Consider the following 15,283-nt stretch of genomic DNA (forward strand, 5'->3'; position numbering starts at 1 on the left):
GTGTCGACGACGGCGGCGGCGGGCGGGGCGGGGCTGTCGCTGGACGGCCTGTGGCCGGCGCTGGGGCTGGCGATCGGCCTGACCATGCTCTACCGCTACGCCATGTCGCATCGCGCCCCGGTGGCCTGGATTCCGCGATCGCGGGCGGGGTGGTGGCGACGGTGATGTCGACGATCTCGTCGTGGCTGTGCGCTATCTACGTCGAGCAGATCGCGCCTCTCGGCGCGACCTACGGCTCGGTGGGCGCGGTCGTGGTGCTGCTGATCTGGCTGTCCTGGAACGTCAACGCCATCTTCTACGGCGGGGCGTTCGCGACCGAGATGGAGATCGCCGCCCGCTCGTCCGGCGCGCCCGAACTGGAGCCGGTCGAGGAGACCGAGACGGTGGTCAGCCTGTCGGCGCGCCGGGCGTCTCGACCTCGATAGCCAGCACGCCGTCGGCCTCGCGGATGGCGATCACCCGTCCGCCCAGATCCGCCATCAGGAAGGGCACGTCGATGCGCGCCATCGGGTCGGTGGCCAGAAGGGTCGCGCGGGCGCCCGGCCCAAGCGCGCGGAGCGCCTTCTGAAGCCTCAGGCTGGGGGTGGGGCAGCGATGGCCGCGGGCGTCGACGATCATGCGCCGATCCGATCCAGCAACAGCGTCAGGGCGACCCGGACGCTCTCGATCCGGACCGCGTCGCGCCCCAGGTCGCCGAACCGGCGTTCGACATGAACCACGCCGTTCGGGCCCGCCGCCGCGAAATGAACCAGGCCGACGGGTTTCTCGGTCGAGCCGCCGCCAGGGCCGGCGACGCCGGTGACGGAGACGGCGACCGCCGCCTCGGACCGGTCACGCGCCGGCGGCCATCGCCCGGGCGACCGGTTCGGACACCGCCCCGTGAGCTTCGATCAACTCCGCCGGCACGCCCAGCATCGAGGCCTTGGCCGCGTTGCTGTAGGTGACGAAGCCGCGCTCGACGACGGCCGAAGACCCGGCGATGGCGGTCAACGCGCCGGCGACCAGACCGCCGGTGCAGCTTTCGGCTGTGGCGACCGTCAGGCCCCGGGCCCGCGCCTTGTCGATGACCTGCCGGGCCAGGGCCTGGATATCGTCGGGGAACATGCGTCAGGGGCTTTCCGAAGCGGGTGCGAGTCGGGCTAGGGTGCCGCGCGCGCCGTACGGGCGCCAGCATACGGGGCGGGCATGAGCGACACCACCATCGACACGACGCCCGTTCGCCCGGCCGACCGGCTGACCCCCGCGCTGTTCGCGATCGCCATCTTCACCTCCGCGGCCCTGGTGTTCGTGGTTCAGCCGATGGTGACCAAGCTGGTCCTGCCGATGCTCGGCGGGTCGCCGTCGGTGTGGAACACCTCCATGGTGTTCTTCCAGACGGCCCTGCTGGCAGGCTACGGCTACGCGCACGCGATCCAGAGGATCAGGTCGATCCGGGTGCAGGTCGGGATCCACCTGGTGCTGCTGCTGGCCGCCGGGCTGTTTCTTCCGCTTCACGTCAACGGGTGGCTGGGCGATCCCAATCCGGCGGCGCCGATCGGATGGCTGCTGGCGACCCTGGCCCTGTCCGTGGGCGCGCCGTTCGCGGTGCTGTCGGCGACCGCGCCGTTGCTGCAGGCCTGGTACGCGCGGGTCCGCGCGGGCCATCCCGACGGCAAGAATCCCTATGTGCTCTACGCCGCCTCCAACCTGGGCAGTTTCCTGGCGCTGTTGTCCTATCCGGTGCTGATCGAGCCGCTGGCGACCCTGTCGGGCCAGCGGTGGGGCTGGAGCGGCGGCTATCTGGCCTTCATGCTGATGGTCGTGCTGTTGGCCGTGGTGGTCTGGCGCCGGCGCGCGGACCTGAGCGGCGAACCCGCGCCGCTGGCGGCCTCGCCGGCCATTCCATGGCGGAACAAGATCGTTCTCGTGCTGCTGGCGGCGGCTCCGTCCAGCCTGATGCTGGGGGTCACCGCCCATCTGTCAACCGACGTGGCCTCGGCGCCCTTCCTGTGGGTCATCCCCCTGGCGCTCTACCTGCTGACCTTTGTCATCGCCTTCCAGAACAAGCCGTGGATTCCCCTGTCGATCACCCTGGTGATCCAGGCGGCGGTCGGGGCGGTGTGCGTGCTGATCGTAGCCTTCCGCTCGGCCAACTGGGCGTTGGCCTTCGGCATCCACCTGGTCGCCTTCTTCTTCGCGGCCCTGATGTGCCATCAACTGCTGGCGGCGCGGCGGCCCGCGCCGGACCGGTTGACCGAGTTCTATCTGCTGATGTCGCTCGGCGGCGTGGTGGGGGGCGCCTTCACCGCCTTGGTCGCGCCGGTGATCTTCAACATGGTGTGGGAGTATCCCCTGGTCCTGGTGCTGGTCGCCTGGCGCGGCCCTGGGGCAAGGGCCGGCTCAACGGCCAGTATCTGGGCGCCCTGGTGGCCGCTGTTTGCGTGGCCTCGGCGCCGGTCTGGCTGTCGATATGGCTGGGAGCCGACGACGGGGCGCGGGCCGTCTTCCACCGGTATTTCCCGATGGGCATGGGCCAGCTGGCCATGGTGATGCTGGCCCCGGCCGCCGTCTGCGCCTTCCTGGTGCGCGATCGCGCCCTGGTGTTCACCACCGTGCTGCTGGCCATCACCCTGTCGGCCCAGTGGATCGCCCGCGGCTACGACTGGAGCTATTCCGAGCGCAGCTTCTTCGGCGTGATGCGGGTCGCCAACGCCCCTGATCCCCGGATGGGCGGAGACGTCCACGTGCTGATGCATGGCACGACCCTGCATGGCGCCCAGGCTCGCAATGGGCTGAACGAGTGTGCGCCGACGCTCTACTACAACACCGCCACGCCCATCGGTCAGTCGGCCCTGATGGTTCAGCGGCGCGGCCCGGCGCGCATCGGCGTGGTCGGTCAGGGCTCGGGCGCCATGGCCGCCTACAAGCGCGCCGAGGATCGGATGACCTTCTTTGAGATCGACCCGATGGTCGACCGCCTGTCGCGCGATCCGGAGTGGTTCACCTTCATCTCGAAATGCGCCGAGGGGCCCATCGACACCGTGCTGGGCGACGCGCGTCTGACCCTGGCCCGACAACCGATCGGCAGCTACGACCTGCTGATCATCGACGCCTTCTCGTCGGACGCCGTGCCGACCCACCTGCTGACGCAGGAGGCGATTGAGGGATATCTGCGCCTGCTCAAGCCGAACGGCGTGGTGTTGCTGCACCTGTCGAACCGCAATCTGGACATCACCCTGCCGGCGATCGCCGCGGCCCAGGCCTTGGGCAAGGCCAATCTGCACCAGATCTACTACGAGGGCGGCGCCATGCCCGACATGGCCGAGGCCTCGACGGAGGCCCTGATTCTGTCGCCGACGCGGCAGGGATTGGCCGACTTCCAGGCCGACGCCCGCTGGTCGACGACGCGGCCGACGACGGTGCGGCCCTGGACCGACGACTACGTCAACCTGTTCGGCTCTCTGTGGCGCAGCCAGTTCCCGCCGGCGGAGCGGCCGCTCTAGGTTTTCAGGCGACCGGCAGTTCGATCGTCGCCAGGGCCTGGGCGGCCAGGCCCTCGCCGCGGCCGGTGAAGCCCATGGCCTCGGTCGTGGTCGCCTTGACGCTGACGGCGTCGAGCGGAAGCGACAGCAGCTCGGCCAGCCGTTCGCGCATGGCCTGGCGGTGAGGCTTCACCTTGGGCCGCTCGCAGATCAGGGTGACATCGACGTTGACCAGCCGCCCGCCGCGGGCATGCAGGCGCTCGACCGCGTGGATCAGGAACAGGTCTGACGACGCGCCCTTCCAATGCGGGTCCGTCGGCGGGAAGTGGTCGCCGATGTCGCCGTCGCCCATGGCCCCCAGGATCGCGTCGGTCAGGGCGTGCAGGCCCGCGTCGGCGTCGGAATGGCCGATCAGCGTCTGGTCGTGCGGAATCTCGACGCCGCACAGCCAAACCGAGACGCCGGGCCCCCAGCGATGAGCGTCGAAACCCTGGCCGACGCGGATCTGTCGGGGAATCAGGCCTCGGCCATGGCGAAATCCTCGGGGTAGGTGAGCTTCATCAGGCGGGGATCGCCGGGCGTCAGGCGGACCGTCCCGCCGGCGCGGCGGACGACCGTCGCCTCGTCGGTGGCGACTTCGTTCGCGGGCCAGGCGGCGAAAGCGTCCTGCAGGACGCCGAACCGGAAGGCTTGCGGGGTCTGAGCGCGCCACAGGCCGTCCCGTTCGACGGGATCGCCCATCGTTCCCCCGACCGCGCGGCGCAGGCTGTCGGCGACGGGCAGGGCGGGCAGCAGAGGGGCGATCCAGGCCCGGAGCGCGCCCGGAAGGGATGGGGCGGAAACCCCCTACGGCGGTGCGCCCAGGGCCGGTCGAGCCGGCCAGCAGCGGGTCGGCGGCCCGCGGTCTCGGCGTCCAAAGGCCTCGTACAGCAGGCCTTCGCGCACGCCCCAGGCCGACAGGACGATGGACTTCAGGCCCAGGCGCTCGATCAGACCCTCCAGGACCAGGGCGGCGTGCGGCAGGGTCTCGGCGCGCTTGCGGGACAGGCCGGGCCACTTCTCGAGCGAGGCCTTGGACTGGCGGGCGACCAGCCGAGCTGTCTCGCGGGCCTCGTCGGCGCCCATCACGTATTGATGGACGATGTGCAGCGGATAGCCGGTGACGTCCATGTGGACCTGGGCCAGGGTGCGCCAGGCGCCGCCCACGGCGTAGAGGGTGTCCGTCTTGAACTCGCCCGCGGGCTTCAGGCGGCGGGCGATGTCGTCGCGCCGCCGGGTCGGGTCGAAACCGCCCTTGCCGTCCGCGAGGGCGAAGGGACCGAGCGGCAGGGTGATCCCGCGTCCGACCGCGCCATCCTGGATCCGCACCAGCTCCAGGCTGGATCCGCCCAGGTCGGCGGCCACGCCCTCGGCGTGGGGAATGCCGGCGAGAACTCCCAGGGCGGCGTAGCGGGCCTCCTCCTCGCCGGTCAGGACGCGGATGGCCAGGCCCGTCTCGGGCGGCGACCAGGTCGCAGAAGGCGGGCCGTCGGCGGCCTCGCGCACCGCGGCGGTGGCGGCGACGAAGGTGTGGGCCGGCTTGACCCCGTCGATCACGGCGGCGAAGCGCTTGAGCGCGGTCAGGGCCTGGGCGGCGCCTTCGACCGACAACCTGCCGGTGGCCGCCAGGTCGCGGCCCAGGCCGGCCAGAACCTTTTCGTTGAAGACCGTCCAGATGGCTCGCCCTTCGAGCCGGTAGAGGACCAGGCGCACCGAGTTCGAGCCGATGTCGATGGCCGCGACCTCGCGGGGCGCGGCGGTTCCGGGCGGCATGGCCTCGGGCATCAACGCTTCTTCCGCTCGGGGCGGTCGTAGCTGAGGTGGCCGGGCAGGGTCTTCACCTTGCGGCCGCGTCCCGACAGGCTGGGGTTGGTCATGAAGTACCGGTGGGCCGAGAAGGGCCGCTCGGGGTCGGCCGGCGCGACCCGGCGGTAGGCGCCGTCGGGATCCAGCACCCAGCTCTGGGCGTCGTCCTTGAGGTTGGCCACCATGATCTGGTCCAGCACCTGGTCATGCACGGTCGCATTGCGCACCGGGGTCATCAACTCGACCCGACGGTTCAGGTTGCGCGGCATCCAGTCGGCCGAGGAGATGAACACCTTCGCCTTGTCGTTGGGCAGGTCGCGGCCGTTGGCGAAGGCGACGATGCGGCTGTGCTCCAGGAAACGGCCGACGATCGACTTGACCCGGATGTTCTCGCTGAGCCCCTCGACGCCGGGCCTGAGGCAGCAGATGCCGCGGATGACCAGTTCGATGCGCACGCCCCACTGGCTGGCGCGGTACAGGGCGTCGATGATCTCGGGATCGACCAGGGCGTTCATCTTGGCCCAGATGGCGGCCGGCTTGCCCTGCGCGGCCGCGGCCATCTCCTTGCCGATCAGGTCGATCAGCGTCGCCTTCATGTTCAGAGGCGAGACGACCAGGGCTTCCAGCTCGTCGGGCTGGGCGTAGCCGGTGATGTAGTTGAACACCCGCGTGGCGTCGCGGCCCAGCACGGGGTCGCAACTGAACAGGCTGAGGTCGGTGTAAATCTTGGCGGTGACCGGATGGTAGTTGCCGGTGCCGAAGTGGCAGTAGGTCTTGAGCCCTTCGCCCTCGCGCCGCACCACCACGCTGACCTTGGCGTGGGTCTTCCATTCCACGAAGCCGAAGACCACGTGGACGCCCGCCCGCTCCATGGCGCGGGCCCATTTCAGATTGGCCTCCTCGTCGAAACGCGCCTTGATCTCGACCAGGGCGGTGACGTTCTTGCCGTTCTCGGCCGCCTCGATCAGGGCGGCGACGATCGGGCTGTCCTTGGAGGTGCGGTACAGCGTCTGCTTGATGGCGATGACGTTGGGATCGCGCGCGGCCTGGCGCAGGAACTGGACCACCACGTCGAAGCTCTCGAACGGATGGTGGATCAGCATGTCCTTCTCGCGGACGGCGGCGAAGATGTCGCCGCCGTTGTCGCGGACCCGCTCAGGATAGCGCGGCTCGTAGCCGGGGAATTTCAGATCCGGATGGCCGCCCGGGATCAGCTCGGACAGCTGCGCCAGACCCAGCATGCCATCGACAAGGACGGTGTCCTCGGGCGCGGCGCCCAGTTCATCGGTGATGAAGGTGCGCAGGTCGTCGGGCATAGAGGCCTCGATCTTGATGCGCACGACCGAGCCGAGGCGACGCTGCTTGAGCGCCTCCTCGAACTCCATGACCAGGTCCTCGGCCTCTTCCTCGATCTCGATGTCGCTATCGCGGATCAGGCGGAAGACGCCGCGCTCCAGCACCTCGCAGCCGGGGAACAGGTGGTCGATGAAGAGCGTCAGCAGGCCTTCCAGGGTGATGAACCGCTTGCGGCCCGGCGTGGAGCGGCCATCCGTGGCCAGGGGCCAGAAGCGCTTCACCTGGGTCGGCACCGGGACCAGGGCGTAGAGGGTGCGGCGGTCGGACTTCCGTTTCAGCTTCAGGGCCAGCGAGAAGCCGAGGTTGGGCAGGAAGGGGAAGGGGTGCGCCGGGTCGATGGCCATCGGCGTCAGCACGGCGAACAGCTGGTTCAGGAACTCGGGCTCCAGCCGTTCGCGCTCGGTCTTGGTGATCCGGCCCGGATCGACGACCTCGACGCCGGCGACGGCGAGTTCCTTGCGCAGCTTGCGCCAACGGCGCTGCTGCTCGGCCATCAGGACGTTGGCGGCGACGTTGACGGTCTCCAGGGTCTCGGCCGGGGTCAGGCCGTCGGGCGAAACGACGCGGACCCGCTCGCGCACCTGCCCCTTCAGGCCGGCCACGCGCGTCATGAAGAACTCGTCCAGGTTGTTGGCCGAGATCGAGAGGAAGCGCAGCCGCTCCAGCAGGGGGTGGGCGGGGTTGGCGGCTTCCTCCAGCACCCGGCCGTTGAACGCCAGCCACGAGGCCTCGCGGTTGAAGAACCGGCTGGGCGAGGCCATCAGGTCCTCGGACAGCTGAAGCTGCGGCGCGCGGGAGGAGGGAACCTCTTCGCCGTTGGCGCCGTCGATGATCGCCGGATCGGTCATGAGGGGGTTCTGGCGCGTCGCGATGCGCGCCGCAACCTCGGTCCCGCGACGAAAAACGCCGCCCGGCGCGCGGCCGGACGGCGTTTCGTCCCCCTACGGACGAACTACCAGCGCCAGGCGTCGTAGATGACGTCGATGATGTAGCCGTCGTATTCGTCGATCAGATAGATGTGGTTGTCGACCAGCACCCAGCGCGTGCCCGCGGGCGGATAGCCCAGGCCGTAGGTGCGCCAGTCGTCCAGCCGGTAGCGCCAGAAGATCGACGGCAGGTAGTCGCCCACGTACCAGCGCTGGTTCCAATACGAGCGCGGGACGCTGTAGTAGCCGTAGCCAGGCGCGAAATAGAATCCGAACCGGACGCCGTTGTAGCCCCGCCAGCGGCGGTCGTTGCGCCACCAGCCGTCGCCGTGGCGGCGTCGCCAGTCGCGACGCCACTGGTCGCCGTCGAACCGACGCCGGAACTCGTCGCGGTCCCGGTCGCGGTTCCAGCCGCCGTCGGGACGCTGAGGCCTGTCCGGACGATCCGGGCGGTCGGGGCGATCAGGCCGGTCGGGACGGTTTGGCCGGTCAGGCCTGTCAGGCCAGTTCGGGCGATCCGGGCGATCCGGACGCGGATACTGCGGCCGGTCCGGGCGGTCCGGTCTGTCCGGACGGTCTGGCCGGTGAGGGCGGTCGGGCCGGTCGGGACGCGGATGCTGCGGCCGATCCGGCCGATCCGGCAGATCAGGACGATCCGGCCGATCAGGGCGGCTAGGCCGATCCGGTCTGTCGGGCCGGTTCGGGCGAGGCGGGCGGGGGTCCTGGGGCGGCGTCGGGCGTTCGGGGCGTTCGCCCGACGCGCTCTCGGTTTGCATCCGACGCCGTTCGGCCCGGTCCTGCTCGCCGGCGGACCGACGTTCCATGTCCTGGGCGGCCGAGGCCAAGGGCGCCACCGCTGGCGCGACAAAGGCCGTGATAGCGACCGCCACCATGAATGCGCGTTTCATTCTCGTACTTTTCTCCGCACGTCCCTGTCAGACGGCTTGCGGCCACGGTCGTCCCGGGTCCATGAACCGCGACTGAACGAACGGCGTCGTCGGACCGGACGGACGCAACACGCCCTGCGGGCGCGCGTCCGCAGGGCGTGTTCTCAGTCAGATGGGCGGGCCTAGAAGACGTCGTAGAGGACGCTGGAGATCAGGCCGGTGGCCACCGCCATCAGCACGATGTCGTTGCCGGCGTGGACATACCGGTAGCCGCGCGGCGCGGGCCGCAGATTGTAGACGTAGGGATCGCGCACATAGTAGTCGCGGTAGGCCGAGGGCAGGTAGCCGCCCCGCTGCCAGCGGTAGCCGTAGTAGCGCGGCTCGACCCGGTAATAGCCATAGCTGGGGGCGTACCAATAGCCGCTGCGGGCCCCGCGATAGTCGCGGAAGTCGCTGCGGCCGCGCCACCAGTCACGGTTGCTGCGGTCCCAGCGGCGCTCCTGGCGCCACTCGCGGCGGTCGCCGCGATCCTGAGCCTGGGCGGCGAGCGGGGCGGCCGTGGCGGCCAGGGCCAGCCCGATGACCGCGGCCTTGGTGAAGCGGTTCATGAACATTCTCCATCTCGGGGCGACGGAAAACGCGATCCGGCCCGTTAAGCATGGGTCAAGGTCGGCCTGGCCGCGTGAACCGCCCCTGAACGTCTCCGTCAGGTTCGGCGATTGCGTCGGGTCGGCCTTGCGCCCATCTCGGTGCGGACGCCGCAGGAGCCGAGATGACCCGTCCCATCGAACTCTGGTACTGGCCCACGCCCAACGGCTGGAAGATCACCATCGCCCTGGAGGAGATGGGGCTGCCGTACGAGGTTCGGCCGGTGAACATCGGCGCGGGAGAGCAGTTCGCCCCGGCCTTCCAGGCGATCAGCCCCAACGGACGGATGCCGGCCATCGTCGATCCGGACGGGCCGGACGGCATGCCGTTGCCGATCTTCGAGTCCGGCGCCATCCTGCAGTACCTCGGCGCCAAGTCGGGCCGGTTCTATCCGCGCGACGCGCGCGGCAAGGCCGAGGTGGACCAGTGGCTGTTCTGGCAGGTCGGCGGGCTGGGGCCGATGGCGGGCCAGACCCATCACTTCCGCCAGTACGCGCCGGCGATGGTCCAGGACCAGCGGCACCTGGCCTACGGCGTGCGACGCTACACCGACGAGACGAACCGCCTTTACGGCGTGCTGGACCGGCGGCTGGCCGACCGGGCGCACCTGGCCGGAGCCTATTCGATCGCCGACATGGCCGTCTGGCCCTGGATACTGCCCGCCAACCAGGGACAGGACCTGGACGACTTCCCCAATCTGAAGGCCTGGGTCGCGCGGGTGGGGGAGCGTCCGGCGGTGAAGGCCGGCCGCGCCGTCGGCCTGGATCTGCATCGCAACCTGGCCGCGTCGGGCAAGGAGGGCGAACTGGCCCGCAAGCTGCTGTTCGGGCAGCGCGCCCGGTAACCCTTCGCCAAGACGGCGGTGACTCTTCGTTAGGGGACCTGAATCAGAGATTTCGAAGAGATTTCAGAGGTCTTTACGCCGATCAATATTCACGCAGCCGTCGCCGAAAAGGCCGTTCAGGGCCTGTCGACGTTAACTTTAACTTCAAACCGCAGGTATTTCATTCGCGTCAGAGGGCGGAGCCAGAAGGGCTCCAGTTCCGGGAGACACGGTGATGAACGCGCAAGAAATGGCGCCCGAGGTCAACGAAGAGCAGGGCCTGCCCTTGCCAACCGCCGACATGAACGGCGACGACCTGTTCCGTCTGGGCATGATGTATTCGACCGGCCAGGGCGGATGCCCGATGGACCGCGTTTCGGCCCACATGATCTTCAACCTGGCGGCCATGAAGGGCTCCATCGAGGCGCGCGTCTATCGCCGCGAGATGAGCCAGGAGATGGAGCGCGAAGAGATCGCCGAGGCCCAGAAGGCGGCTCGGTACTGGATCGACGCCGGGGTGGTCACGCTCGCCGCCTGAGCGCGGGAAGTGATTAGTGGTTAGTGGCTGCTGATCAATCGTCCGTGCGACGCTTCAGCGAGCTAGAGAGCGCCACCAGCATTCGGCTGATCTCTTCGGAGCCGTTCAGTAGGGCCTTGGCGTCTGGACGCAGGAGATAGCCAAGTCTCTCGGCGAGAAGCAGTTGCGTCTCGGCCTCGGCCAACGAACCGCGCGCCATGCCGACGAATTGCAAGAACTCCCCGGTGGTGCGTCGAGCAGCGCCTTCGGCCAGGTTGGAGACGACGGAGACGGCGGCCCGTCGGACCTGGCTGATCAGGCCGAAGCGCTCATCGCGAGGCCAGTGCGCCGTCGCCTCGTAGATGGCTTCCGCCCAATCCAGAGCCCTCCGCCAAACCTGCAGGTCACGATAGCTGGTAACGCCGGCAGTCATGGCTCCGCGATGATTGTCAGCGGCCCTCGCTCGGACCAACCACTAATCACTAGCCACTAACCACTTCCGCGCACAATCTTTGCGTGTCTAGAAGTTCTGATACTGCCGCCGATGGCGTAGGTGAAGCCGATGGGCAGGGCGTTGCGGAACTGGGTGACCCAGTTGGCGACCTCGGCCAGTTCGGTGCGCGGGACGTAGAGGATGTCGCCGCGCCGGAGCGCCACGACCTCCCCCCGGCGAGGCCGGAGATCCACCCCCCGCAGCATGCGCACGCCGCCGCGGCCCCGCCGGATCAGGGCGACCCGGTCCTGTTTCGCTCCCGGCAGGAAGTCGCCGGCCTGGATGACGGCCTGGTAGGCGTCCAGGTCGCCGTTCATCTCGATCATGCCGGGGGTGCGCACCTCGCCGCCGACCCAGACGCGGATCGGGCCGGCGGTCTTCAGCGTGACCTCGACGACGGGGCGGCGCAACTGGCTGGCGTAGGCGGCCGAGGCGTCGCTCTCCAGTTCCGCGATGGTGCGGTCCGCCGCCATCAGCTGGCCGACCAGCGGCAAGGAGACGCGGCCGTCGGGGCCGATCTTCTGGGTGCGGGTCAGTTCGACGGCGTCGGGGTGGCGATCTCGATCTCGTCGCCGGGGTAGAGGACGTATTCGGGCTCGTCGTCCGACCAGTCCGCGAAGCCGATCTCGGGGAAGGCCCCGCGGTCGACGGCCTGAACCCGGCCGCCGGCGCCGGCAGAGGCGGGCAGGGGCAGGCGAGACTCGCCGCCGGCGAACAGGTCCGCCCCGCCTCCACAGCCCGACGTCAGGGCTCCGCCGGCGCCGATCAGGCCCAGAAGCAGCAGGCGACGGTCGATGGACATGGCGGAATCGCTCCGGAACGGCGTTGGCGGCAAGGTGGAGCGGTTATGGGTAACCCATGGTTAACGCCGGTGGGCGAAGGCTGCTCTCGCACACTCCCGTTCCATGGAATCAGTCCGCCCCGCATGCGCACGACGGCCTACACCACAGTCCGCCCGCGGTACGGGATCGCCGACATCGTCGGCCTGCTGTTCCGCGAACTGCTGCTGATGGTGCTGATCTTCCTGGTCGTGTTCGCGATCGGAGCGGCGGCCGTGCTGATGCTCAAGAAGACCTACACGGCCACGGCCAGCGTCTATGCCGGGGCGGGGCAGGAGTACGTCTATCAGCCGCGCGTCGGCGCCCTGCCGACGGATCGCAGCGGCCAGCCGCTGGAAGCCGACGCCGTGGCCCAGTCCGAAGCCGCCATCCTGGGCAGCCTGGAGGTCAAGCGCCGGACGGTGCGGGCGCTGGGCGCCGACGCCATTCTGGGCCCCAAGGCCAAGGGGACGGCCGCCGAGAAGGAGACGGCGGCGCTGAAGGCGTTGGACGGCGGCCTGGGCGTCGGCGTCACCGCCGGCAGCGCGATCATCGCCGTATCCTACGAATCCGACGACGCGCAGCGATCGGCCCGGATCCTGAACGCCATCGTCGACCAATATCTGCTGCAGCGCCGGGCGGTGTTCAGCGACGGGGCCGCGCCCGCCTTCGCCGCCCAGCGCGAAGCCTTCGAGGACGAACTGGCGGACGCGGACCAGGCGTACGAGGCCTTCCTGCAGTCCAACGCGATCGGCGACTTCGCCACAGCCAAGGCGACCCTGGCGGCGACCTACCAGACCGTGTTCGCCGACGCCCTATCGGTCCGTGCTCAGCTGAACCAGGCCAGCCAGCGCCTGGCGACGCTGGAGGCGCAGCTGTCCCGCCAGCCCGCCGAGGTGGTTCTGCAGCGGGACCTGAACATCTCGGCCCAGGACCAGATCCTGCAGCTGCGCACCGAGCGCGAGAACCTGCTGGCGCGGTACACCGAAGACGCCCAGCCGGTTCGCGACATCGACGAGCGGATCGCGGCGCTGCAGGCCTATGTGGCGACGGGCACGGCGGTGGGCGCCAAGGAGATGCGGCTGGGGCCCAGCACCATCTTCACCGAGATCGAGACCACTCGCATCAACGCCGCCGCCGACCGCGACGCCTTGGCGGCCCGTCTGGCGGTGCTGGAGGGGCAGCTGAGCCAGCTGCGCGGACGCCAGGCGGAGCTGACCCGCCTGATCGCCCAGGCGGCCCTGGCCCGGCGCGAGAGCCGAGGCGGGCATTTTCCGCGCCGACTTCCCGGAAACGACGGCGACAGCGCGCCACACCCGCCTGCGCAACGCCGGGGCCCCCGCGGCCGTCCTGGCGGCGGAATGAGCGAGACCCCGATGATCCGACCGCTTCCCGACCTGCTGATCGAGCCGGTGGTGCGTCTGGCCCTGGCCGAAGATCTGGGCCGGGCGGGTGACGTGACCGCGGCGGCCTGCGTTCCCCAGGGCGCGCGGATGCGGGCGGTGTTCGCCGCGCGCAAGGCCGGCGTCCTGGCCGGGATCGATTGCGTGCGGCTGAGCGTGCTGGCGATGGACCCGAAGGCGGCGATCGACTTGAAGCTTTGCGACGGCGACGCGTTCGAGGCCGGCGCCGTGCTGGCCGAGGTGGAGGCCGACGCCCGCGCGTTCCTGGCCGCCGAGCGCACGGCGCTGAACCTGCTGGGCCGGATGTGCGGGATCGCGACCCTGACGCGGGCCTATGTGGAGGCGGTGAAGGGAACGCGCGCGCGGATCGCCGACACCCGCAAGACCACGCCCGGCCTGCGGGCGCTGGAGAAGCACGCGGTGCTGTGCGGCGGAGGGTTGAACCACCGGTTCGGCCTGGATGATGCGATCCTGATCAAGGACAACCACGTGGCGGTCTGCGGCGGGGTGGGCGAGGCCGTTCGCCGGGCCCGGGCCGCCGCCGGCCATCTGATGAAGGTGGAGGTCGAGGTCGACGGCCTGGCCCAGCTGGACGAGGCCCTGGCCGAGGGGCCGGACGTGATCATGCTGGACAACTTCACCCTGCCGATGCTGCGCGAGGCGGTCGCCCGAACGGCGGGACGGGTGACGCTGGAGGCGTCGGGCGGGGTCAATCTGGAGACGGTGCGCGACATCGCCGAGACCGGCGTGGACGTGATCTCGGTCGGGGCCCTGACCCATTCGGCGGCCTCGCTGGACATCGGCCTGGACGCGCGCTGACACCGGCGCGGCGAACGCCGCTACGGAACACCCGGCGCGCGGGGCGGTTTTCCTTCCGTATGAAGGAGAAGCCGATGACCCATGCGCCTCGCATTCCGAAAGAGCAGATCAGCTTCGCCGACCGGGGCGGAAAGGCCCTGGACGAGGCGATGACCGCCGATCGCCGCGACCTGGAGACCGGCGTCCAGTCGGGCCAGCCGGGAGACGCCGACGTCAACCTGTCGCAACAAGGCCGCTACGGAAATCTGCGCCAGAACCTGACGACGCACTGGAAGGTCCAGGACCGCTGACCATGGCCAACAACCAACACACGCCCGAACCCGTCGACGAGAAGCGCTGGGGCGGTCCAGGCTCCAGCCACCAGAACGCCAAGGCCGAGCCGCCGACGTTCGAGGACCCGCGCGAGGGCGGGCCGACCAATCCCCGCAACAGCAAGGTTTCGGGCGGGGGCGGCGAAAGAGACCTGAAGCACAGCCACGACGACGCGCATCGCTCGTCGAAGGGCGACAGGGACGCCTGATCAGCGGCGGGGAGCGGCTTCCGGGGCGTTCGCCGCCGGCGCCGCGGCCGGAGCCACCACCACGGAGGGCGGCGGGGTCTGAGGTTGAGCCGGAGCCTGAGCCGGCTGGGCGCCGCTCTCCTGCTGGACCAGCAGGCTGTAGGCGACGCGCCGGCCTCGCGCACGGTCCGGTCGGATCCAGGCTGGCCTGGATCAGGCGCGGTTCGTCGGCGCCGGTCGAGGGGCGCGCGGCGTAGCTGAAAGCGGCCCGCGAGCCCGCCCGCCCGCCGAAGCGGTAGAACAGGTGATCGCCGACCTGGCTGACGCGGATCAGCGAATTGCGCCACTGGGGCGCGACGCCCGTGGTGTGGAAATGGGTGGCGTTGCCGACGCCGGCGTAGACCGAACCCCGACAGGGCGGCCGAGGCGACGGGCGCGGGGCGCGATCCCAGGCGGCGCGGTTGACCCGGCCGCGCATGGACCCGTCGCAGGTGAAGCTGAACTGGCAGCCCGTCCGGCGGCCGGCGCCCTGGAAGACGACGCCGCAGACGCTCTTGGGGAAGGCGGGGTGGCGGACCCGGTTCAGCACGACCTGGGCCACGGCGCGCATGCCGTCGCGGCCTTCGCCGCGCGCTTCGTAGTAGGCGGCCTGGGTCAGGCAATCGAGATCGCGCGAGGCGTCCAGCGCGCTGCCGAGCCGGAACGGCTGGGCGGCCTGGGGCGCGGTCAGGTTGACGCGGCGCAGGGCGGCGTCGCGCTCCGCTCCGCCGCCGCGCTCAGCCTGGCGT

14 protein-coding genes and 5 pseudogenes are annotated in these 15,283 nt (G+C 70.0%); 8 read left to right on the top strand and 11 right to left on the bottom strand.

What is annotated here, in order from left to right; translation table 11 throughout:
- The first annotated feature begins 164 nt into the window (after positions 1–164).
- Complete coding sequence (locus tag AC2W7C_RS04245) at positions 165–425, top strand: YhjD/YihY/BrkB family envelope integrity protein (RefSeq protein ID WP_486000326.1); 261 nt, start codon at positions 165–167, stop codon at positions 423–425.
- Here the strand turns inward: AC2W7C_RS04245 and AC2W7C_RS04250 are convergent.
- Together AC2W7C_RS04250 and AC2W7C_RS04255 are read right to left on the bottom strand one after the other, a co-directional pair.
- The gene (locus tag AC2W7C_RS04250; protein WP_486000327.1) at positions 388–618 is read right to left on the bottom strand and encodes a sulfurtransferase TusA family protein; all 231 of its coding nucleotides are present in this window, start codon (positions 616–618) and stop codon (positions 388–390) included. The two genes, AC2W7C_RS04245 and AC2W7C_RS04250, sit on opposite strands and share 38 nt — an antisense overlap.
- Positions 615–1,104, bottom strand: a pseudogene (locus AC2W7C_RS04255) (CinA family protein). The gene AC2W7C_RS04250 and the pseudogene AC2W7C_RS04255 overlap by 4 nt, the downstream one beginning before the upstream one ends.
- 81 nt (positions 1,105–1,185) lie before the next feature.
- Between AC2W7C_RS04255 and AC2W7C_RS04260 the strand changes: the two are divergent.
- Positions 1,186–3,482: pseudogene (locus tag AC2W7C_RS04260) on the top strand (spermidine synthase).
- A gap of 4 nt (positions 3,483–3,486) precedes the next feature.
- Here the strand turns inward: AC2W7C_RS04260 and ispF are convergent.
- The 5 genes and pseudogenes from ispF to AC2W7C_RS04285 form a co-directional block, all read right to left on the bottom strand.
- Positions 3,487–4,253: pseudogene (ispF, locus tag AC2W7C_RS04265) on the bottom strand (2-C-methyl-D-erythritol 2,4-cyclodiphosphate synthase); the annotation flags it as partial.
- Positions 4,254–4,307: 54 nt separating this feature from the next.
- Positions 4,308–5,285 (bottom strand): Ppx/GppA phosphatase family protein, encoded by a 978-nt coding sequence (locus AC2W7C_RS04270; RefSeq protein WP_486000328.1) that lies wholly within the window; start codon positions 5,283–5,285, stop codon positions 4,308–4,310.
- Positions 5,285–7,510 carry an RNA degradosome polyphosphate kinase gene (locus tag AC2W7C_RS04275; RefSeq protein ID WP_486000329.1) on the bottom strand — a complete coding sequence of 742 codons (2,226 nt, stop codon included), beginning with the start codon at positions 7,508–7,510 and terminating at the stop codon, positions 5,285–5,287. Before AC2W7C_RS04275 ends, AC2W7C_RS04270 begins: the two co-directional genes overlap by 1 nt.
- Positions 7,511–7,614: 104 nt before the next feature.
- On the bottom strand, positions 7,615–8,496 hold the full coding sequence (locus AC2W7C_RS04280) for an RcnB family protein (protein WP_486000330.1): 882 nt from the start codon (positions 8,494–8,496) through the stop codon (positions 7,615–7,617).
- 161 nt (positions 8,497–8,657) lie between these two features.
- Positions 8,658–9,083, bottom strand: coding sequence for an RcnB family protein (locus AC2W7C_RS04285; RefSeq protein WP_486000331.1), 426 nt, complete (start codon positions 9,081–9,083; stop codon positions 8,658–8,660).
- Between the two features lie 164 nt (positions 9,084–9,247).
- On the opposite strand from AC2W7C_RS04285, the gene AC2W7C_RS04290 reads away from it, so the two are divergent.
- Together AC2W7C_RS04290 and AC2W7C_RS04295 are read left to right on the top strand one after the other, a co-directional pair.
- Entirely contained in the window at positions 9,248–9,967 is a 720-nt protein-coding gene (locus AC2W7C_RS04290) for a glutathione S-transferase family protein (protein ID WP_486000332.1), read from the top strand.
- Positions 9,968–10,181: 214 nt separating this feature from the next.
- Complete coding sequence (locus tag AC2W7C_RS04295) at positions 10,182–10,484, top strand: sel1 repeat family protein (RefSeq protein ID WP_486000333.1); 303 nt, start codon at positions 10,182–10,184, stop codon at positions 10,482–10,484.
- Positions 10,485–10,518: 34 nt separating this feature from the next.
- Here the strand turns inward: AC2W7C_RS04295 and AC2W7C_RS04300 are convergent, their stop codons facing one another.
- The 3 genes from AC2W7C_RS04300 to AC2W7C_RS04310 are packed head-to-tail and all read right to left on the bottom strand — an operon-like array spanning position 10,519 to position 11,758.
- The gene (locus tag AC2W7C_RS04300; protein ID WP_486000334.1) at positions 10,519–10,896 is read right to left on the bottom strand and encodes a four helix bundle protein; all 378 of its coding nucleotides are present in this window, start codon (positions 10,894–10,896) and stop codon (positions 10,519–10,521) included.
- A gap of 56 nt (positions 10,897–10,952) precedes the next feature.
- Positions 10,953–11,450: a polysaccharide biosynthesis/export family protein gene (locus AC2W7C_RS04305; RefSeq protein WP_486000335.1), complete on the bottom strand. Its 498-nt coding sequence runs from the start codon at positions 11,448–11,450 to the stop codon at positions 10,953–10,955.
- A gap of 38 nt (positions 11,451–11,488) precedes the next feature.
- Complete coding sequence (locus AC2W7C_RS04310) at positions 11,489–11,758, bottom strand: hypothetical protein (RefSeq protein ID WP_486000336.1); 270 nt, start codon at positions 11,756–11,758, stop codon at positions 11,489–11,491.
- Between the two features lie 123 nt (positions 11,759–11,881).
- On the opposite strand from AC2W7C_RS04310, the pseudogene AC2W7C_RS04315 reads away from it, so the two are divergent.
- The 4 genes and pseudogenes from AC2W7C_RS04315 to AC2W7C_RS04330 form a co-directional block, all read left to right on the top strand.
- Positions 11,882–12,193 (top strand): annotated as a pseudogene (locus AC2W7C_RS04315) (Wzz/FepE/Etk N-terminal domain-containing protein); the annotation flags it as partial.
- 957 nt (positions 12,194–13,150) lie between these two features.
- Positions 13,151–13,996, top strand: a complete 846-nt coding sequence (gene nadC / locus AC2W7C_RS04320; RefSeq protein ID WP_486000339.1) for a carboxylating nicotinate-nucleotide diphosphorylase — start codon at positions 13,151–13,153, stop codon at positions 13,994–13,996.
- Positions 13,997–14,070: 74 nt separating this feature from the next.
- Positions 14,071–14,286 (top strand): hypothetical protein, encoded by a 216-nt coding sequence (locus AC2W7C_RS04325; protein WP_486000337.1) that lies wholly within the window; start codon positions 14,071–14,073, stop codon positions 14,284–14,286.
- 2 nt (positions 14,287–14,288) lie between these two features.
- Positions 14,289–14,516, top strand: a complete 228-nt coding sequence (locus tag AC2W7C_RS04330) for a hypothetical protein (RefSeq protein ID WP_486000338.1) — start codon at positions 14,289–14,291, stop codon at positions 14,514–14,516.
- A 334-nt stretch (positions 14,517–14,850) separates the two neighbouring features.
- Here the strand turns inward: AC2W7C_RS04330 and AC2W7C_RS04335 are convergent.
- Positions 14,851–15,105 (bottom strand): annotated as a pseudogene (locus AC2W7C_RS04335) (cell wall hydrolase); the annotation flags it as partial.
- Positions 15,106–15,283 lie beyond the last annotated feature (178 nt).

The sequence above is a fragment of the Brevundimonas sp. CURTG3B2_SDJG genome (assembly GCF_057364705.1).

Coding starts and splice junctions, on each gene's coding strand:
- nadC (WP_486000339.1), top strand. CDS start 13,151: ATGATCCGACCGCTTCCCGACCTGCTGATCGAGCCGGTGGTGCGTCTG.
- AC2W7C_RS04245 (WP_486000326.1), top strand. CDS start 165: ATGTCGACGATCTCGTCGTGGCTGTGCGCTATCTACGTCGAGCAGATC.
- AC2W7C_RS04285 (WP_486000331.1), bottom strand. CDS start 9,083: ATGAACCGCTTCACCAAGGCCGCGGTCATCGGGCTGGCCCTGGCCGCC.
- AC2W7C_RS04290 (WP_486000332.1), top strand. CDS start 9,248: ATGACCCGTCCCATCGAACTCTGGTACTGGCCCACGCCCAACGGCTGG.
- AC2W7C_RS04325 (WP_486000337.1), top strand. CDS start 14,071: ATGACCCATGCGCCTCGCATTCCGAAAGAGCAGATCAGCTTCGCCGAC.
- AC2W7C_RS04300 (WP_486000334.1), bottom strand. CDS start 10,896: ATGACTGCCGGCGTTACCAGCTATCGTGACCTGCAGGTTTGGCGGAGG.
- AC2W7C_RS04310 (WP_486000336.1), bottom strand. CDS start 11,758: ATGTCCATCGACCGTCGCCTGCTGCTTCTGGGCCTGATCGGCGCCGGC.
- AC2W7C_RS04250 (WP_486000327.1), bottom strand. CDS start 618: ATGATCGTCGACGCCCGCGGCCATCGCTGCCCCACCCCCAGCCTGAGG.
- AC2W7C_RS04270 (WP_486000328.1), bottom strand. CDS start 5,285: ATGCCCGAGGCCATGCCGCCCGGAACCGCCGCGCCCCGCGAGGTCGCG.
- AC2W7C_RS04280 (WP_486000330.1), bottom strand. CDS start 8,496: ATGAAACGCGCATTCATGGTGGCGGTCGCTATCACGGCCTTTGTCGCG.
- AC2W7C_RS04330 (WP_486000338.1), top strand. CDS start 14,289: ATGGCCAACAACCAACACACGCCCGAACCCGTCGACGAGAAGCGCTGG.
- AC2W7C_RS04295 (WP_486000333.1), top strand. CDS start 10,182: ATGAACGCGCAAGAAATGGCGCCCGAGGTCAACGAAGAGCAGGGCCTG.
- AC2W7C_RS04275 (WP_486000329.1), bottom strand. CDS start 7,510: ATGACCGATCCGGCGATCATCGACGGCGCCAACGGCGAAGAGGTTCCC.